Source organism: Catenulispora pinistramenti, from assembly GCF_018274385.1.
Taxonomy (GTDB): Bacteria; Actinomycetota; Actinomycetes; order Streptomycetales; family Catenulisporaceae; genus Catenulispora; species Catenulispora pinistramenti.
The window spans coordinates 20935-38876 of record NZ_JAAFYZ010000087.1 but is presented as its reverse complement, the minus strand read 5'-3'; the positions used below and the strand labels follow the sequence as shown (position 1 = coordinate 38876).

Here is a 17942-nt window from a genome sequence, read left to right as displayed (position 1 = left end):
GGGGCCGGCGGCGGGGCGCTCATACCGGTGGCGCCGAGCTGCGGACGCGAGCCCATCGACGAGCTCATGTTGTCCTCGCCGCCGGAGGCCTCCAGCTGGCGCATCTGGCCGTCCAGGTAGCTCTTCAGACGCTGGCGGTACTCGCGCTCGAAGGCCCGCAGGTCGTCGACCTTGCGCTCCAGCGCCGCGCGGGCGGTCTCCAGGGAGCCCATCGCCACGCGGTGCTTCTCCTGCGCGTCCCGCTCCAGGGCGTCCGCCTTGCCGCGGGCCTCGCGCTCCAGGCCGTCGGCCCGGCTGCGGGCCTCGCCGACGATCTTGTTGGCCTCGTTGCGGGCCTCGGCGATCGCCTGGTCGGCGGTCTGCTGGGCCAGGGCCAGGACGCGGGCCGCGGAGTCGCCGCCGGGGGCCTGGAACTGCGGGGCCTGCGGGACCGGGAGCGGAGCGGGCAGGGGGGCCGGAAGCGGCGCCGGGACCGGCGGCGCTGGCGCGGGTATCGGGGTCGGCTCCCGTCGCATCGGGACGGGCGCGGCAGCCGCGCTGGCCGCGGCGCGAGTGGCGGCGGCCAGCTTGGCCCGCAGCTCCTCGTTCTCACGGATCAAGCGCGTCAGCTCGGCCTCGACCTCGTCGAGGAAGGCGTCCACCTCTTCCTCGTCGTAGCCCTCGCGCAGGCGTACGGTCGTGAACTGCTTGTTGTGGACATCCTCGGGAGTCAACGGCATCTTTCATTCACCTCAGGCGTGGCGTGGTCGTCGGCATTCGCACAGACATTACCCGGTCACAGCGTAGCCGCGACCCGGATCAGCAGTAAGACGATGATCACGAGGATCATGAACGCCACGTCAAACCCCATCCCGCCCAGCCGCAACGGCGGGATGTACCGCCGCAACAGCTTCAGGGGAGGATCTGTGACCGTGTACGCCGTCTCCACGACGACCAGCATGACACCCCGCGGCTCCCATGACCGGGCAAATACCAAAACCCAGCCGATGATGAGGCGGATGATCAAGCACAGCGCGAAGAGGTAGAGCACCCACAGGGCCAAGGCCCCCACAACGCTCATAGCGCAGTCCCCTTCCCACCTTCGCCGGCGCCCCGCCGCGTACGGTTCGCGTCACCGCCGCGGGACGCCGCCGGACCCGAAGTCTGTTCCTAGCGCCTCAAGACGTCAGCTCTGATTGAAGAAGCCGCCCTCGGCGATCCGGGCCTTGTCCTCGGCCGTCACGTCGACATTAGCAGGCGACAGCAGGAACACCTTCTGCGTCACCCGCTCCATGTTCCCGCGCAGGCCGAAGATCAGCCCGGCCGCGAAGTCCACCAGGCGCTTGGCGTCGGCGTCCTCCATCTCGGTCAGGTTCATGATCACCGGGACCCCTTCCCGGAAGTGCTCGCCGATCGTGCGCGCCTCGTTGTAGGTGCGCGGATGCAGCGTCGTGATGCGGTAGGACGCTTCGCGGTCCGCCGACCGGTCAGTCGGGACGCTGTACATCACCGGTCCACCTCTCTCGGCTCGGTCGGCTCGCGAAGACCGCTCGGAGCGGTCCGGCATCACCGTCACGTTGGAAGCCGCCGCGAAGGAGCGGCGGTCGTTCTGCGCGACGACGAGCGCACCGCCGGAGCCGGGCTCCGGCTCGGGGTGCACCGGCTCGGCAACCGCCGCGGGCTCGGCGGGCTCCGTCTCGTACTCGTCCTCGTAGTCGTCGTAATAGCGCTCGTCCTCGAACCGCTGTTCGTCAGTGAGCCCGAGGTAGACCGCTGCTCTGCGCATCATGCCGGCCATGGTGTTCGCCTCCGGACTGGGCCTGTTACGGCTGTCTTGCAACTGTCAACGAAAAAGGGTGCCGCGCAGGTTTCCCGTTCGCGGTCGATGATGTGTGGCGCAGAGGTGCGGTCGTCGTATCCGATGTTCGATAGATGCGACGTTACCGGAATCACCGTCTGATACCGAGTATCGCGCTGCCGACGCGGACGTGTGTCGCGCCCGCCGCCACCGCTTCGCCCAGATCCCCACTCATCCCCGCCGAGATCATGGTGGCCGAAGGGTGTGCCGTCCGCAACCGCATAGCCAGCGCGTACAGCCTTTCGAAGGCCGGTCCCGGCTCGGCGCCCAGCGGCGCCACCGCCATCAGGCCCCCGAGTCGCAGACCCGGTGCCGCGGCGATCGCGTCGGCCAGTTCCGGCACCCGGTCCGGAAAGGCCCCGCCACGGGCCGAATCGTCGTCCATGCGCTCTGCGTTACCCAGATCGACCTGCACCAAACAAGTCAATTCTTTGTCATACCGGGCAGCCCCTTTGGCGAGCGCGGGGATCAGGCGCGCCCGGTCCACCGAGTGCACGAAATCGGCGTATCCGGCCACTGAGGAAGCCTTGTTGCTCTGGAGCTGACCGATGAAATGCCAGCGCAGTCCGAGCCCGGCGGTCGCGTGCGCTTTCGGCGCCGCCTCCTGGTCGCGGTTCTCGCCGACATCCAGAACCCCGAGCCCGGCCAGCACCCGTACGTCCGAGGCCGGATAAGTCTTGGTCACCGCGATCAATGTCACATCGGACGGATCACGGCCGGCTTTGCGGGCCGCGGTGGCGATGTCCTCGCGCACCGCGGCCAGATTCGCGGCGATCTGCTCGCGCCGCGTCTGCCAGGCCTGCTGCTCCTCGGCGCGGCCCTGGTCCTCGTCCCGCATTTCTCAGTCCAACCAGACGAAGCCGGCGAACCGGCCGGTCGTACCCTCACCGCGGAAGGAGTAGTAGTCCTCGGATTCCTGGGTGCAGACCCGCAGCCGCACCGAGGACTTCAGGTCGATGCCGGCCGCTTCCAGTTGCGCCCACACACCTTCGGCGACATCCAGCCCCGGCGTGCCCTGCCGGGTCTCGGCGAAGCTGGCCGGGACCTTCTCGGCCACATCGGCACGCATCCGCTCGGGCACCTCGTAGCAGAGCCCGCACACCGAGGGCCCGCTGACCGCGACGATCCGCTCCGGCGCGGCCCCCAGGCCCACCATGCGCTCGATCGCGGCCGGGACCACACCGGCCTTCATGCCGGGCCGTCCGGCGTGCACTCCGGCCACCACCCCGGCCTGGGCGTCGGCCAGCAGCACCGGCACGCAGTCGGCGACCAGCACCGCCAGCGCCAGGTGCCGGCGGTCGGTGACCAGCCCGTCCACGTCCGGGGCCCGGCCCTGCCACTGCGCGGCGGCGTAGGCGATGTCCGCGCCGTGGATCTGGTTCATGTACACGACGTTGCCGGGGTCGGTGAACCCCAGCTCGAACGCCACCAGCGAACGGTTGGCCGCGACCGCCTCGGGGTCGTCGCCGACGTGCCCGCCGAGGTTGGTCGCGGTGTAAGGGGCCTTGGAGACCCCGCCCCAGCGGTCGGAGAAGGCGAAGCGGGCCTTGCCGCCCTCGCCCTCGGGACCGATGTGCTGCCATATAGCCACGTGGAGACCCGGTCCTACTTCAGGAAGTCGGGGATGTCGAGCTCGTCCGCCGCCGACGGCGCCGGCTGGACCGGGATCACCGGGACGTTCATGGTGTCGGCCATCGGGTCGTGGGCCGGGGCCGGGACCGCGGTGGCGTCGGTGGGCTTGGGCAGGGTGCCCAGCACCTGCTCCCGCATCCCGTCGCGGACGCTGGTCTCGTCGTAGCGGGTCTGGCCGGCGGCCTGGGAGTGCCCGGTGCGCCGCTTGGCCGGCTCGCCGCCGTCGAACCCGGCGGCGATCACGGTGACCCGGACCTCATCGCCCAGGCCGTCGTCGATCACCGCGCCGAAGATGATGTTCGCCTCGGGGTGCGCGGCCTCGCTGACCAGCTGCGCGGCCTCGTTGATCTCGAACAGGCCGAGGTCGGAGCCGCCGGAGATGCTCAGCAGCACGCCGCGGGCGCCGTCGATGGAGGCCTCCAGGAGCGGCGAGGAGATCGCCATCTCGGCGGCGGCCACCGCGCGGTCGTCGCCGCGGGCCGAGCCGATGCCCATCAGGGCCGAGCCGGCCTCGCTCATCACCGACTTCACGTCGGCGAAGTCCAGGTTGATCAGGCCCGGGGTGGTGATCAGGTCGGTGATGCCCTGGACCCCGGAGAGCAGGACCTGGTCGGCGGCCTTGAACGCGTCCAGGACCGAGACGTTCTTGTCGGAGATCGACAACAGCCGGTCGTTCGGGATGACGATCAGGGTGTCGACTTCCTCGCGCAGCGCCGCGATGCCGTCCTCGGCCTGGTTGGCCCGGCGCCGGCCCTCGAAGGTGAACGGCCGGGTCACCACGCCGATGGTCAGCGCGCCGAGCTCCCGGGCGATCCGGGCCACCACCGGGGCGCCGCCGGTGCCGGTGCCACCGCCCTCGCCGGCGGTGACGAAGACCATGTCCGCGCCCTTGAGGACTTCCTCGATCTCCTCTGCGTGGTCCTCGGCCGCCTTGCGGCCGACGTCCGGGTTGGCCCCGGCCCCCAGACCGCGGGTGAGCTCACGGCCGACGTCCAGCTTCACGTCGGCGTCACTCATCAGCAGAGCCTGGGCGTCGGTGTTGACGGCGATGAACTCGACGCCCTTCAGGCCGACCTCGATCATCCGGTTGATGGCGTTGACGCCGCCGCCGCCGATGCCCGCGACTTTGATGACTGCCAGGTAATTCTGCGGTGCTGCCACGTCCGACGGCCTCTCCGTGGTGACGGTAATCTCGTGATCACCTTAGTCCCGCCCACACCGGCCGGGGACACGGCGGGGTCGTACGACTGTGAAGTCTTTACAGGACATTAGGTCCCGCGACCTGTGAGGTTCAACGAACACGCCGAAACTGTCGGCAGGTTTTACTTCTCAGCGTGGTCCGACGACCCCTGTGTGATCCCGCGTGGATCCGATGAGGGGAATACGTATGTTGTCCGATAGCCCGCCAGATCTTAGCCGATCGCGGGTATCGGATTCGAACCGTTACGAATACGCCGGAGCCGCCGGGGCGCTCAGGTCATAGTGCGCAGAGTCGTTTCCGATCAGAGCGGCCAGTATCCGGGCCTTGAGATCAGGTTGGTCCGCACCGCCCCAGAGCACCGTCACCGATTTCTGTTTCGCCTTCGAGGCGGTCAAGGTCAAGGTGATGGCGTAAGGCCCGGTCGCCGACACGGTGAGTACCCGCGCGCGCAGCGCCGGCGACAGGGATCGAAGGGCCGCCAGCGCCCCGGCGACCGCCGTCGCGCGGTCCTTCGGCGCCGGATCAGCGAACTGCTCCAGGTGGATGACCGGAAGATGCGGGGGAAGCACCGAAGCGGTGGCGGCTGTGTCGAAGACCACGCCGTCGGGATCCACGATCTGGTAGGAACCGTCCGGCTGCGGCAGCGCGGCGGCCGGGGTCCGCTCCACGACCGTGATCGAGATGGTGTGCGGCAGCGAGCGCTGCACCCAGGCGTCCTTCACCCGCGGCAGCGCCATCAGCCGGGCCTTGGCCGCCCCGGTGTCCACCGCCGCGACCGGGTCGTGCGCCGGGATCGCGGCGGCGGCCAGCACCTGCTGCCTGGTCAGCACTTTGACGCCGGAGACGCTGGTGGAGCGGACGTCGAAGACCTTGGTGTGCCACAGGACCGAGTAGCCGGTCAGGGCCAGCACCGCCAGGAACACGGTGACCGTCACCGCCAGCCGCCGCCAGCGCCGCCGACGCCGCAACCGGTCGAGATAGCGCTCGACCAATACCCTGCTGACCCGCGGGTGGCCGGCTCCGGTGGCGTTCATGGACTTCAGTTTCGCAGATGGCGACCGTGGCGTCGGTCAGCCGTGGCCGCCTTTGAGCCGCCGGTAGTCGTCCTCGACGGCTTCGGAGTCGGCGAAGAATGCGTCGCCGGAGAACCGGCGGCGTTTGTCCGTGATCCTGTCGCGGCGGCGCGGGGCGGCGGTTTTGAGATTCCCGGCAATTATCTCGTTCATTATGATTCGCCCCTACTTGTTGTGGTCTATCAGCTTCCGAAACCACTGCGGGAAGAGATCGAATAGGTAGGCGAGGTCGCGCGGGTGCCGGTCGAACCCGTTTGCGAATCCGAGGCCGGGCACTGATCCGTCCGATGCCAACCGCCTGACATCGCCGGCCCGCCCCGGCCGCCGGGGCCGGCGTCGGCGATCCCGGCGATCCCGGCGTCGCCCGATCCCCCATTCGGACCGCGCCGAATGCGACCGGGCACCGCCGGACGTCTGATCGAGCCATGGCACTCACCTCCAAGCAGAAGAAGCAGGGGGCCGTGGTCACCGCGGCCGTCGGTGCCCTGGCGCTCGGCGGCGTCGCGGTCTGGACCCTCGGCTCCTCCTCGTCAGCGGACTCCAAGCCGATCGTCGCCGCCGCGCTGCCGCAGCCGGCCGCGGCCATCCCGATGGCGACCACGCCGAGTCCCTCGGGCTCGTCGGCGACGGCCATCACGGTCAGCGCGAAGGCCGACAACACCAAGCCCGCCGACGACACCGTGTTCACGATCTCCGGAGAGGTCAAGGGCGCGAAGCCGGGCACGAAGATCCGGTTGCAGCGGCAGCAGACGGCGAGCTCGACCAACGCCTCCCCGGCCTGGAGCACCCTGGCCTACACGACCTTCACCGACAAGACCAACAAGTTCTCGTTCGCGGTGAAGATGGAGACGGCCGGCTCCTACAACCTGCGCGTCCTGCACCCGCAGGACAAGGAGGGCCCGGAGACCGCGTACTCAAGCCCGTTCGCGGTGTCCGTGAGCCCGACGGCGAGCTCCAGCGCGTCGTCGAAGGCCTCGTCCAAGGCGTCGTCGGCGGCCTCGTCGGCGAAGAGCCCGGCCAGTTCCAGCAGCTCGAAGAAGGGCTGACCATCCCAGACCGCCCGGCCACCACTTAGGCGAGGAGTGGCCGGGCTTTTCGCTGCCTGCCCCCGGGTCAGAGGAACAGTCAGAGGAACGGTCAGAGGAACCGCGAGCTGGGCACCGGCCCGGGCGAGCCGATGTACTCGCGCCGCCCGGCCAGCCAGTTGTCCGCGACCGCCGTGACGAACGCCTCCAGCACGGAGTCCGGATCCGGCGGCGTCTCGCCGTCGCCCTCGTCGGCGTAGGGCTCGGCGGCGACCAGTTCGGCGGCGATCTCCTCGGCCGGACGCGCGTCGGCGTCGGTCTCGGTCACCTCCCCGTCGACCACCCGCAGCGCGCTCCCCCAGGGCTCGCGCACCATCTGCCGCAGGAACCCGATGGCGTCGGCGGCGGCCAGCGGCGGATCGGTCCAGTCGGTGGCGCGCTCGAAGAGGATCTGGCCCGGCACGCGGTTGCGCAGCGCGGCCAGGACGTCCGGCTCAGTCTCGTTGAGGTCGTAGGCGACGATCAGGGTGTCCGTCCGCTCCGGGGCGAACGGCACCGCCGGCAGGTCGAAGTACTTCGCCGCCGCCAGCCCCATGATCTGGCTGTCGCGGTCGGGCAGCAGCGAGACCGTCCGCGGCGACAGTCCCCGGTTCGCCAGCACCACCCCGAGGCGCCGCAACGTCTCCACGCACGCCCCGTAGCTGTCGCCGACCATCGCCCAGCGTCCGGTCATGCCGGCGTCGTAGCCGTAGGGCGAGACGGTCAGCAGGACGCCGCCGGTGAGCGCGAACTGCCAGCCGCGCAGATCTTTGGACGCCAGAGCGCCGTCGGTGACGGCGACCGCGGCGGCCCGGACCAGCATCGCGCGGACCTTCTCCCGCAACGGCAGCAGATCGTCCCGGTCCTGGCCGTCGGGCTCGGGCAGCGCCGCGAACTCCTCCTGCGCGACCGCCACCTCACCGGCCAGCAGCGCGTTGAACGCCAGTTGGTACCGGGCCAGCCAGGGCAGCTCCCCCTGGAAGCCGCGCAGCGCGGCCATCGCGTCCAGGTGCTGCCAGGCCCGCTCGCAGGCGGCGGCCAGCTCGGTCCGGATCTGGATCACGCCGGGCTCCAACTCGGCGGCCTCGCGCAGCACCCGGATCGCCAGGAAGGCGATCCCGTGCTCGATGCACTCGAACCCGAAGTCGTACAGCGCCGCGGCCCGCGCCTCGCGGTCGTCCACGGCGTCCAGCACCCGGGACGCCGCCTCGGCCATGGCGTCGAACCCCATACCCCGCGCGGCCTCCCGCAGCAGCCGCACGAAATCGGGCAACGGCACCGCGTCGCCGTCCGCGCGCAGATGCCGGATCAGCCCGGCGATGTCGTCGGCGGCCAGTAGTTCGTCGGCAGCGGTCAAGGGATCGGCGGCCGCGGGGGCCGCGCCTTCGGAAGTCACCGTGGAACCGTAGCGAGTCCGCCGTATGCCTCGCCCGGTATTTCCGCAGAGACCGTCTCGGCATCTCGAAAACCGCCGCCGAATTTCAGCTCTCTTACAACCCCGCCGGATCGGGACGCAGTCGGTGTCTCGCGAGAGCACGAGGCGTCCCGCGTAGGAGCTTGCGCGCCGACGCCGTCCGACGATCTGGAGGAACCGCTTGTGCTAGCACGAACCCGCCGTGGCCCGATCCTGGCGGCGGCCACGGCCCTGGGCCTGACCGCCGCGGCCGGAGCCGCCGGCGCCACCGGTGCCGCCGCGGCGACCGCCCCGGCCGCCTCGACCACCTCGACCACCGCCCGGACCGCGACCTTGATGTCCGCGAACCCGGGGTCCGCGACCTCGGTGTCCCCGAACCGGACTCCGGCCGCGGCCACAGCCACAGCCACGACCCAGACCAGCACCCTGCCGAACGGCGACCGCGTGACGGTCACCGGGACCGGCCCGAGCGCGTCCGTCACCGTCACGGCGCCGAACGGCAGGTCCATCCCGTTCACGCGCTACGCGCCGGACGCGCACCACACGTACATCATCCCGGCCTCGGCGGCAGCCGACCCCGCACAGTTCGTCCCGGCGCAGTACCTGGTGCCCGCGCTGAGCACCCCGGCCGCGCCGGCGGCGACGCCCTTCTACCCGATGGTGATCCTGCAGATCAATGCCCTGGGACTGGACGGCAAGGCCGCGAACGCCGTGACGTACCTGCAGAACACGGACGACGGCAGCAAGTGGAACGCGCCGATCCCGGTGGTGAACGGCATCGCCAGGGTCGCCGTGCCGGCCGGGCACTACACGGCCACCACCGGCTTCACGACCTACGACTCCACCGGTTTCACCGCGGCCCAGCGCCTGGTGACCCAGCTCGACTTCACCGTGACCGCCGGCGGGGTCACCACCCTGACCGCCGACGAGCGCACGGCGACCTCGCAGGTCGCGGCGGCCACCCCGAAGCCGTCGGTGGGCGACCTGCAGTACCTGATCTACGGCCGCACCGACAGCAAGGGGGTCACCGGCCACCTCGTCGTGGAGAACTCCGGATCCGTCTACGTCGCCCCCACGGCGACGGCCCAGATCGGCACGTTCAGCTACCAGCTGGCGGCCTGGATCGGGACGAACCCGGCCGGCAGCTCGGACCTCTACACCTACGCCCTCGCCTTCCCGGCCGCCGACCACATCGACCCGAACCAGAACTACCCGGTCGACACCTCCAAGCTGACCACGACGCACAACACCATCGACACCGACGCGGGCGACCCGGTGCGCAAGGGCGAGTTCATGATCGGGCCGTACTCGCCGGAGTACGGCGGGCTCACGAACACCCAGGTCTTCCCGGTCCCGGCGCACCTGACCTCCTACGTCAGCGCCCCGCTCGGCGACATGAGCTGGACCCAACAGGCCATGACCGCTCTGCCCAGCCCGAGCTCGGGCTCCCCATCTGCGCTGCTCTTCGGGAAGCTCGGCGGCGTCTATCAGGGCCCGGGCAAGGAGGTGTGGCGGACGTGGGGCCACGGCCCGATCACGCCGCAGGTGGGCCAGTACAAGGACACCGCCGGCCTGTTCAGCGGCCCGGTCCAGTGCAACTCCTGCGCCGACGGCGGCACCGTCGACCTCGCGCTGGTCCCGGTCCAGGACAGCAACCCGGACAGCTTCGCGCAGCTGCTGGGACCAGCGAACGCGCACCTCACCGTCTACCGCGACGGCACCCAGGTCTTCTCGCAGGACAACGCCTCCGGCACCGAGCTGACCAACCAGGCGCAGCAGCCCGGCACCTACCGTCTGGTCTACGACCAGGACCTCAGCCAGTTCCCGATCACGCAGTCCACTTCGACGCACACCGACATCACCGTGCCGTACAACCCGGCCGCGGCCTCGGCGTCGACGTTGCCGTCCGGGTACGTCTGCGCGGCTCAGGGGACCGGCACCACCCCGTGCTCGATCCTGCCGGTGCTGGACCTGAACTACCAGTTGGCCACTGACGACACGAACACCAGCCACGGCCCGGTGGCGGCACTGGACCTGACCGTCGGCCACGAGTCCTACGGTTCGGCGGGGTCGCAGGCTGCGGCCACCGGCGCGACGGTGTCAGTGTCCTTTGACAAGGGTGTGACTTGGACTGCGGCTTCGGTGGTTCCGGCCGGTCAGAACCACTTCGTGGCGTTGTGGAAGAACAACGCGGCCAAGGGTGCCACGCCGTGGTTGAAGGTGACCGCGACTGATGCGCTCGGCGGGTCGATCAGCCAGACCGTCGACAACGCATACACGATCGGCTGAGGGGGATCAGGGTTATGATTCGAAGAGGGAACCACAGGCTGTTCGCCGTGCTGGGGGCCGCAGTGTTGGCGGCCGGCGCCATCACCGCTGCGGTGGCACCAGCGAACGCCGCCACGGCCAAAAGCAATGTGAAGGACGTGTGCGGAGCGGCTAAGCCCGGATTTGATCGGTGCTTCGCACAGGCTCGTATCGACGTGCATGAGCCGGCGCATATCGGCCGGGTAGCGGGTGCCGCGGGAAAGGCTGCCGCTGCTGCTGCTCCGGCTGGTTTCGGCCCGGCGGACCTGCACGCCGCGTACAACCTGCCAAGTGCGGGTGGTGCGAATCAGACTGTGGCGATTGTGGATGCCGGAGATGACCCGGCCGCTGAGGCGGACCTCGCGGTCTATCGCTCGACCTACGGCCTCCCCGCATGCACCACCGCGAACGGCTGCTTCAGCAAGGTGAACCAGAGCGGTGCGGCCTCCTCGCCGCCGGCCGATCAGGGTTGGGGCGTGGAGATCTCGCTGGATTTGGACATGGTTTCGGCGGCCTGCCCGCAGTGCAAGATCCTGCTGGTCGAGGCGGACTCGGCGAACACCAACGATCTCGGCGCGTCGGTGGACACCGCGGTCAGGCTCGGTGCGACCGAGGTCACCAACAGCTACGGCGGGACCGAGTCCTCGGTGACGCCCGGCGACGCCGCGCACTATACGCATCCTGGCGTCGCGATCGTGGCGTCCTCTGGAGACAGCGGCTACGGCATCCCGAACGAGCCTGCGGTGTTCAGCAGTGTGGTCGCGGTCGGCGGTACCTCGCTGACTAAGGCCGCCGATGCCCGGGGCTGGACTGAGACCGCCTGGAACAGCGACGGCGGCGCGGCGAGCAGCGGCTGCTCGGCGTGGATCGACAAGCCCACATGGCAGACCGATGCGAACTGCCCGGGGCGTATGGTCGCCGACGTCTCCGCGGACGCCGACCCGCAGACCGGACCGGCCGTCTACGTCACCGACACGCTGGGCCAGCCGCTCCAGCCCGGCTGGAACATCGTCGGCGGCACCAGCGCCTCCTCGCCGTTCGTCGCCGGGGTGATCGCGCTGGCCGGGAACCCGGGCAAGTACGCGGACGCGTCGTCGTTCTACGCCCCGGCGGCGCGGGGCGGGCTGAACGACGTGGTCGGCGGGAACAACGTCACCGGCCTGGACTGCGGCGGCGACTACCAGTGCAATGCGGTGGCCGGGTATGACGGGCCGACCGGGATGGGGTCGCCGAACGGGCTGTCAGCGTTCTAACTGACCGTTCTGACCCTCTCTGCGTCATCTGTTTCTGAGTCATCTGTTTCTGATGGGGCCGGCACCCCGCTGGGATGCCGGCCCCTTTCACGCCGTCACCTTCTCGTCCCACTCGACGCGGAACCGGTGCACCGGGCCGAACATCTTCTCCGGCTGAAGGAAGGTGCGGCTCGCGATCGGCATCATCAGGCCGAACAGGAACTTGGCGACCGGCCCGGCGGTCTTGCCGTTGTTGGTCTTGGCGGCCTGTTCCGAGATCTCCTCGACGCGTGGCCTGCGCAGGCGTTCGTACGTGGCCAGAGCGCCGGGCAGCGCGTCGACGTCCCGCAGGCAGCGTGCCAACTCCACCGCGCTCTCCAGCGCCAGCGACGCGCCCTGGCCGGAACTGGAGGACGGCGCGTGGGCCGCGTCCCCGACCAGCACCATCCGGTCCCGGAACCAGTGCGGCAGCTTCGGCATCCGCTCCATCGGCCCGGTCAGCACCAGCTCGTCCGCCGACACCGCGCGCAGCATCCGCTCCCCCGGCTGGTCCCCGGCGTGCGCGGCCCGCAGCTTCGCCAGCCACTCGGCGTTCGGCACGGCACGCGCCTCGGCCAGCGTCATCGGCTCCTCCTGCGGCAGGTTGCTGAAGAACACCTCCGACCCGTCTGGCTGCGTCCAGTAGCCGTAGAAGGAATGCCTGCCGAAGGCGAAGTGCATCTCATCGACCTCACCGGGCCGGTACGCCCCCGTGAGGTCCCCGAACCCGAAGCTCATCAACCCGGCGTACTCCGGCTCCGGCGCCTCCGGATCGATCAGCCGCCGCACCAGGGAGTGGATCCCATCCGCACCGATCAGCAGCTCGGCGGTGGCGGAACTGCCGTCGGCGAACCGCGCGGTGACACCGTCGGCCGCCTCCTCGACCCCGACCAGCCGCTTGCCGTCGTGCACCACGATCCCCTGCTCCTGGGCACCGGCCCGAATGGCGTCGAACAGGTCGGCCCGGTAGAGAACGCGGCTCAGCGGCAACCCCGGCAGCGACGGCAGCCGCATCAGCGTCTTGCCATTGCCCTTCTCCATGATCATGGTGCGCAGCGGATTCCCCACGGCCTCGACCCGATCCCGCAACCCCACGGTCTCCAGCGCGGCCAGACCGTTCGGCGCCACGGTGAGCATGGCCCCGGAGCGGTCGGTCCGCGGGTAGGCCTCATGGACCTCAGCCCGGATACCGGCCTTGGCCAGGGCCAGAGCGGTGACGGGACCGGCTATGCCGCCGCCGACGACAATGGCGTTCTTGATGGCTGTCATGTTGATAATAGTTACATGGAGACTAGTTGCCTCGCAACTAGTAGCGAGGAGACAAAGATGGGTGCTTCGAGCTGGAGCTACCGCGAGAAGTACCGAGGCGACATCGCTTCGACGCTGGACGCGCTGCAAGCTGAGGTTTTCAAGCGCAGCGGGTTCAGCCGGTACAGCAAGACCCTGGCGGACCTGTGGGCCGACGAGGAATTCATGACCGACGAGGGCACCCACTCGATCCTCGACGTGTACCGCCTCCTCGCCCGGGACAAGCCGGGCGAGGAGCATCCGCACGCCAACAACATGCGCCCCCTGACAGACGACGAGCTCACCGCGGCCTTCGACTGCCTCCGTCCGACCCTGGCGACCTTCCAGGAAGCCGAAGAAGCCGATCGGCTCCCCTTCGACGCGAAGTGGAACGGCTGTTGCGAGGGCGCCCCGAACCGGGACGCCCTGATCGTGGATCTACGAACTGGCGCCTTATGGCGACGATGGTCGGTGCGGCCTCGGCGGTGGATGGTGGATGGTGGATGGTGGATGGTGGATGGTACGCGGTGAGGCAAGTCTTGCGGCTGGGGTCGCCCTGGAAGACCCGGGTGCCGACGGGCACGTTCGGGGTTCGGATCTTCTTGCGGGGGCTGGAGTTTGCGGGGCGGGTTGCGGTTGGGCTGTGGGTTTCAATGCTTTTTACGGCCTTCGGTCATAGTTGTGCCGGTTCGGGGTTCGGGTCGGCGGGTGTGTTTGTCGGCTGCCGGTTTCCGCGTTCACAACCCCGCCCCACCTCAGGCCTCTTCAACTTCAGCAAGTCGGAGCAAGGGCAAGAGCCAGATCAAAGACCAGATCAACAGCAAGATCAAAAACTGTGGTGAAGAGCCGGGCCTCCGGCGGGCCTCGGCAACCTCAGGGAAACTAGCGCGGTTCCCTAGGGTGGCTGGGTCAGGGCTCAGCGGCGGCGGTTTGTGAGGTGGTGCGGTCCGTTCCCCACGGTCGCGTCGTCAGCCCGGGGGGTACAGCACCGGTGTCCGGGGGTAAAGTCCGCGCGCGGCGGTCATGCAGGTAGGCGGCGGTTTCGTATGGCGCGAACTTGACCCCCGGCCACCGGCACTGTAGGCGAAGCCCTGCCGACGCGACCGAGGGGAACGAACCGAAAACCGACCGGAAGAATGGCAAAGCCCAGTGGTTCGGTACCGGCGGCTCGGCGGATTCGGCCGCCGGTCGGGGTGCTGGCATCGCGACAGTCGCAGGGTGCTCATTCTGTGCTGGCGGGTGCGGCCGCAGGTGCAGGTGCAGGCGCGGGCTCGCCTGGCCACCAAGATGGCTGCCGCCGGATCACAGACATACCCGACCACCAAGATGGCTGCCGCCGGATGACAGATAGACGGGCCACCCAGGCATGCCGCCTACCGCACCCGGGCATGTTCTCGACCAACTGACCACCGGCCCGCCGCCACGCCCTCACCGGCAGCGGCATCAACCAACCGGTGTCCTCGTTCCCTGCGTTTTGTATTTCTCCGGCTGGTTTTCGGTTCGTTCCCCTCGGTCGCGTCGGCAGGGCTTCGCCTACAGTGCCGGTGGCCGGGGGTCAAGTTCGCGCTGAAAAAAACCGCAGCTCACATGCCCGACCGCAGCGCGCGGACTTTACCCCCGGACACCGGTGCTGTACCCATCGGGCTGACGACGCGACCGAGGGGAACGGACCGCACCACCCCACAGGCCGCCGCCGCTGAGACTCACCCAGCCACCCTAGGGAACCGCGCTAGTTTCCCTGAGGTTGCCGAGGCCCGCCGGAGGCCCGGCCCTTCATCACAGTTTTTGATCTTGCTGTTGATCTTGCTGTTGATCTGGTCTTTGATCTGGCTCTTGCTCTTGTTCTGACTTGCTGGAGTTGAAGAGGCCTGAGTTGCGGCGGGGTTGTGAACACGTAAACCGGCAGCCGACAAACACACCCGCCGACCCGAACCCCGAACCGGCACACCTATAACCGAAGGCCGTAAAAGGCATTTAAAACCCACAAACCAACAGCAACCCGGCCCGCAGCCACCGCCCGGGAACGGATTCGCCCTGAAACCGGCGCGTCGCGAACTCCCGGGCAAAGGTTGCCTGCTTCGAACTAAGCCATCATGCCTAACCTAAGCCAGCAGCTTCAGCAGTCGCGGCCCGATCTCCGTCACGTCCCCCGCCCCGACCGTGACCACCAGGTCGCCGGGCCCAGCCAGCTCCGCCAGCCGCTGCGGGACCCGGTCGAAGTCCGGCTCGAAGAGGCTGGCCTCGGGGGGCAGGCCGGTCTCGGCCGCGATCACGTCGCCGCCGACGCCGGGGATCGGCTCCTCGCCGTGCGAGTAGACGTCCAGGACCACGGCCGCGTCGGCGCTGCCGAGGGCCGGGCCGAATTCGTGCAGGAAGGTGTTGGTGCGGAAGTAGCGGTGCGGTTGGAAGGCGACGATGACGCGGCCCTCGCCGACCAGTTCGCGGGCCGCGGACAGGTCCGAGGCGATCTCGGTCGGGTGGTGGCCGTAGGAGTCGTAGACCTTCACGCCGCCGACCTCGCCGAGGAACTGCATGCGGCGGCGCGCGCCGGTGAACTGCGCGACGCCTTCCAGGAACGGCTTGGGCTCCACGCCGAGCGCCAGGGCCACGCCGAGGGCGGCGCCGGAGTTGAGGGCGTTGTGCCGGGCCGGGATGGACAGGGTGATCGGGCCGTGGGTCTCGGTGGCCGTGACCAGCTTGAAGGTCGGGAAGCCGCCGACGGTGCCGACGTCGGTGACCCGGATGTCCACGTCTTCGCCGAGTCCGTAGGTCAGCACCCGCACCCCGCGCGCGGCGGTGCGTTCGGCGATGGCCCGCGCGGCCTGGTCGTCGGCGAAACAGACCAGCGTGCCGCCGGGCTCCAGCCGGTCGGCGAAGTCCTGGAACTCGGCGTGGACCTGCGCCACGTCGGCGAAGTGGTCCGGGTGGTCGAGCTCCATGTTGGTGATGACGGCGACGGTCGGCCGGTAGTGCGTGAACGTGCCGTCGGACTCGTCGGCCTCGGCGATCAGGATGTCGCCGGCCCCGGCGTGCCCGGACTCCCCGGTGGTGCCGATCTCGCCGCCGATCACGAAGCTCGGGTCCAGCCCCGCGTGCCGCAGCGCGACGGCGACCATCGAGCTGGTGGTGGTCTTACCGTGGGTGCCGGCGATGGCCACCGCGCGGTAGCCCGGCATCAAGGACGCCAGCGCGGAGGCCCGGTGCAGCAGCCGCAGGCCGCGGGCGCCGGCCTCGACGACCTCGACGTTCCACTCCGGGATGTCGGCGGAGACCACGACGGTGTCGACGCCGTCCAGGTTCTCCGGCGCCTGGCCGAGCGCGATGGTAGCGCCGAGGTCGCGCAGTTCGCGGACCGTCGCCGAATCCTTGATCTCGCTGCCGCTGACCGGCAGGCCGCGGCCGATCACGGCCCGCGCCAGCGGCGCCATGCCGACGCCGCCGATGCCGACGAAGTGGATGCGGCCGAGCTCGGCGGCCGGGATGACTTCGGCCGGGGCCGGGAAGCGCTTCATCGGTTGCCCTCCTCGGTGTCGGTGGTGCCGACGGTGACCTTGGCTTCGACCGCTGTTTCGGCTTCGGTGGCGACGTCGGTTTCGGTGACTGACTCGGTAGCGACCTCAGCTTCGGCGACGGACTCGCTAGCGACCTTGGCTTCTGCACCTGCCTCAGCTTCGGCGCCGGCCTCGGCCGCAACCGCGTCCGCAGCCGCAGCCGCAGCCGGACGCGCCTCAGCACTCGAAGCGGCCGCAGGCACAACAACCGAAGCCCCCGGCCGCGCGATCCCAGCCGCCGCGAACACCAGATCCACGATCTTCTCGTCCGCGTCCCGGATCCCGAACCGCCGCGCCGCCGCGCTCATCGTCACCAGCCGCTCGGAGTCCAGCAGCAGCGGCACCACGTTCGCCGCGAACCACTCCGGCGTCAGCGCCGAGTCGTCGATCAGCAGCCCGCCCCCGGCCTCGACCACCGGCGTGGCGTTCAGCCGCTGCTCGCCGTTGCCGACCGGCAGCGGCACGTACACCGACGGCAGCCCGACCGCGGCCAGCTCGCTGCACGTCATCATCCCGCCGCGGGTCATCGCCAGGTCGGCGGCGGCGTAGGCGAGGTCCATCCGGTCCACGTACGGCAGCGCCACATACGGCGGCCCGGCGGGGTCCTGCTCTATCGCCACCGAGTTCTTGTCGCCGTAGGAGTGCAGCACCTGGATCCCGGCGTCGTGCAGCCGCTTCACCGAGGCGATCATCGTGTCGTTCAGCCGCCGTGCGCCCTGCGAACCGCCGGTGACCAGCAGCGTGGGCCGGTCCGGGTCCAGGCCGAAGGCCTTGCGGGCCTCGGCGCGGGTGGCCGCGCGGTCCAGGCTGGTGATGGCCGGGCGCAGCGGCATGCCGACGCAGACCCCGCCGGGCATCGGGACCGCCGGGTTGCCGGTCAGCACGTGGTCGGTGAACTTGGCGCCGACCCGGTTGGCCAGGCCCGGGCGGATGTTGGCCTCGTGCACCACGATCGGCCGCTTGGCCCGCCGGGCGGCCAGGTAGGCCGGCAGCGCGACGTAGCCGCCGAAGCCGATGACGACGTCCGCGTCGACGTCCGTTATCACCTGCTGCGCGGCCTTGACCGTGCCCAGCAGCCGGGAGGGCAGGGTCAGCAACGACGCGGACGGCTTGCGCGGCAGCGGGACGGCCGGGATCAGCCGCAGCTCGTACCCGCGGGCCGGGATCAGCTTGGTGTCCAGGCCCTTGGTGGTACCCAGCATCGTGATCCCGATCGTGGGATCGGCACGCCGAAGCGCGTCCGCGGTGTTCAGGGCGGGTTCGATATGCCCGGCGCTGCCGCCGCCGGCGATGACCACATGCACC

General features: G+C 69.8%; 15 protein-coding genes and 1 pseudogene. 4 read left to right on the top strand and 12 right to left on the bottom strand.

Annotated elements, in window-relative coordinates; genetic code table 11:
• From KGQ19_RS24250 to KGQ19_RS24215, 8 genes are all read right to left on the bottom strand, one after another.
• Positions 1-719: DivIVA domain-containing protein (locus KGQ19_RS24250; RefSeq protein ID WP_212011917.1), on the bottom strand; the 719-nt coding region annotated here is incomplete at its 3' end.
• Positions 720-775: 56 nt separating this feature from the next.
• Positions 776-1060, bottom strand: a complete 285-nt coding sequence (locus KGQ19_RS24245) for a YggT family protein (protein WP_194895530.1) — start codon at positions 1058-1060, stop codon at positions 776-778.
• 105 nt (positions 1061-1165) lie between these two features.
• Positions 1166-1777: a cell division protein SepF gene (locus tag KGQ19_RS52030; RefSeq protein WP_194895531.1), complete on the bottom strand. Its 612-nt coding sequence runs from the start codon at positions 1775-1777 to the stop codon at positions 1166-1168.
• 151 nt (positions 1778-1928) lie between these two features.
• On the bottom strand, positions 1929-2675 hold the full coding sequence (locus KGQ19_RS24235) for a YggS family pyridoxal phosphate-dependent enzyme (protein ID WP_212011915.1): 747 nt from the start codon (positions 2673-2675) through the stop codon (positions 1929-1931).
• Positions 2676-2678: 3 nt separating this feature from the next.
• Positions 2679-3428: a peptidoglycan editing factor PgeF gene (gene pgeF, locus KGQ19_RS24230; RefSeq protein ID WP_212011913.1), complete on the bottom strand. Its 750-nt coding sequence runs from the start codon at positions 3426-3428 to the stop codon at positions 2679-2681.
• 14 nt (positions 3429-3442) lie between these two features.
• Positions 3443-4630 (bottom strand): cell division protein FtsZ, encoded by a 1188-nt coding sequence (ftsZ, locus tag KGQ19_RS24225; RefSeq protein WP_212011911.1) that lies wholly within the window; start codon positions 4628-4630, stop codon positions 3443-3445.
• A gap of 282 nt (positions 4631-4912) precedes the next feature.
• Positions 4913-5704, bottom strand: coding sequence for a cell division protein FtsQ/DivIB (locus KGQ19_RS24220; protein ID WP_212011909.1), 792 nt, complete (start codon positions 5702-5704; stop codon positions 4913-4915).
• Positions 5705-5740: 36 nt separating this feature from the next.
• Positions 5741-5896, bottom strand: a complete 156-nt coding sequence (locus tag KGQ19_RS24215) for a hypothetical protein (protein WP_212011907.1) — start codon at positions 5894-5896, stop codon at positions 5741-5743.
• Between the two features lie 272 nt (positions 5897-6168).
• On the opposite strand from KGQ19_RS24215, the gene KGQ19_RS24210 reads away from it, so the two are divergent.
• A complete protein-coding gene (locus KGQ19_RS24210) occupies positions 6169-6789 on the top strand; it encodes a hypothetical protein (RefSeq protein WP_212011905.1) in 621 nt (206 codons plus the stop codon).
• A 91-nt stretch (positions 6790-6880) separates the two neighbouring features.
• Here KGQ19_RS24210 and KGQ19_RS24205 read toward each other — a convergent pair whose 3' ends face one another.
• Positions 6881-8203 (bottom strand): hypothetical protein, encoded by a 1323-nt coding sequence (locus KGQ19_RS24205; protein ID WP_212011903.1) that lies wholly within the window; start codon positions 8201-8203, stop codon positions 6881-6883.
• A gap of 201 nt (positions 8204-8404) precedes the next feature.
• On the opposite strand from KGQ19_RS24205, the gene KGQ19_RS24200 reads away from it, so the two are divergent.
• A complete protein-coding gene (locus KGQ19_RS24200; RefSeq protein ID WP_212011900.1) occupies positions 8405-10510 on the top strand; it encodes a hypothetical protein in 2106 nt (701 codons plus the stop codon).
• 341 nt (positions 10511-10851) lie between these two features.
• A complete protein-coding gene (locus KGQ19_RS49895) occupies positions 10852-11781 on the top strand; it encodes a S53 family peptidase (protein ID WP_307856498.1) in 930 nt (309 codons plus the stop codon).
• An 87-nt stretch (positions 11782-11868) separates the two neighbouring features.
• Here the strand turns inward: KGQ19_RS49895 and KGQ19_RS24190 are convergent, their stop codons facing one another.
• A complete protein-coding gene (locus tag KGQ19_RS24190) occupies positions 11869-13068 on the bottom strand; it encodes an FAD-dependent oxidoreductase (protein WP_212011895.1) in 1200 nt (399 codons plus the stop codon).
• 57 nt (positions 13069-13125) lie between these two features.
• On the opposite strand from KGQ19_RS24190, the gene KGQ19_RS24185 reads away from it, so the two are divergent.
• Entirely contained in the window at positions 13126-13617 is a 492-nt protein-coding gene (locus KGQ19_RS24185) for a hypothetical protein (protein WP_212011894.1), read from the top strand.
• Positions 13618-15188: 1571 nt separating this feature from the next.
• Here the strand turns inward: KGQ19_RS24185 and murC are convergent.
• Both murC and murG read right to left on the bottom strand, forming a co-directional pair.
• Positions 15189-16598, bottom strand: coding sequence for a UDP-N-acetylmuramate--L-alanine ligase (gene murC / locus KGQ19_RS24180; RefSeq protein ID WP_212011892.1), 1410 nt, complete (start codon positions 16596-16598; stop codon positions 15189-15191).
• Between the two features lie 275 nt (positions 16599-16873).
• Positions 16874-17941 (bottom strand): annotated as a pseudogene (gene murG, locus KGQ19_RS24175) (undecaprenyldiphospho-muramoylpentapeptide beta-N-acetylglucosaminyltransferase); the annotation flags it as partial.
• Position 17942: the final 1 nt, after the last annotated feature.

Bases quoted from the DNA above. Each gene is read 5' to 3' on its own strand.
- KGQ19_RS24190 (WP_212011895.1), bottom strand. From the start codon at position 13,068: ATGACAGCCATCAAGAACGCCATTGTCGTCGGCGGCGGCATAGCCGGT.
- KGQ19_RS24210 (WP_212011905.1), top strand. From the start codon at position 6,169: ATGGCACTCACCTCCAAGCAGAAGAAGCAGGGGGCCGTGGTCACCGCG.
- KGQ19_RS24215 (WP_212011907.1), bottom strand. From the start codon at position 5,896: ATGAACGAGATAATTGCCGGGAATCTCAAAACCGCCGCCCCGCGCCGC.
- KGQ19_RS24220 (WP_212011909.1), bottom strand. From the start codon at position 5,704: ATGAACGCCACCGGAGCCGGCCACCCGCGGGTCAGCAGGGTATTGGTC.
- murC (WP_212011892.1), bottom strand. From the start codon at position 16,598: ATGAAGCGCTTCCCGGCCCCGGCCGAAGTCATCCCGGCCGCCGAGCTC.
- KGQ19_RS24245 (WP_194895530.1), bottom strand. From the start codon at position 1,060: ATGAGCGTTGTGGGGGCCTTGGCCCTGTGGGTGCTCTACCTCTTCGCG.
- KGQ19_RS52030 (WP_194895531.1), bottom strand. From the start codon at position 1,777: ATGGCCGGCATGATGCGCAGAGCAGCGGTCTACCTCGGGCTCACTGAC.
- KGQ19_RS24185 (WP_212011894.1), top strand. From the start codon at position 13,126: ATGGGTGCTTCGAGCTGGAGCTACCGCGAGAAGTACCGAGGCGACATC.
- KGQ19_RS24235 (WP_212011915.1), bottom strand. From the start codon at position 2,675: ATGCGGGACGAGGACCAGGGCCGCGCCGAGGAGCAGCAGGCCTGGCAG.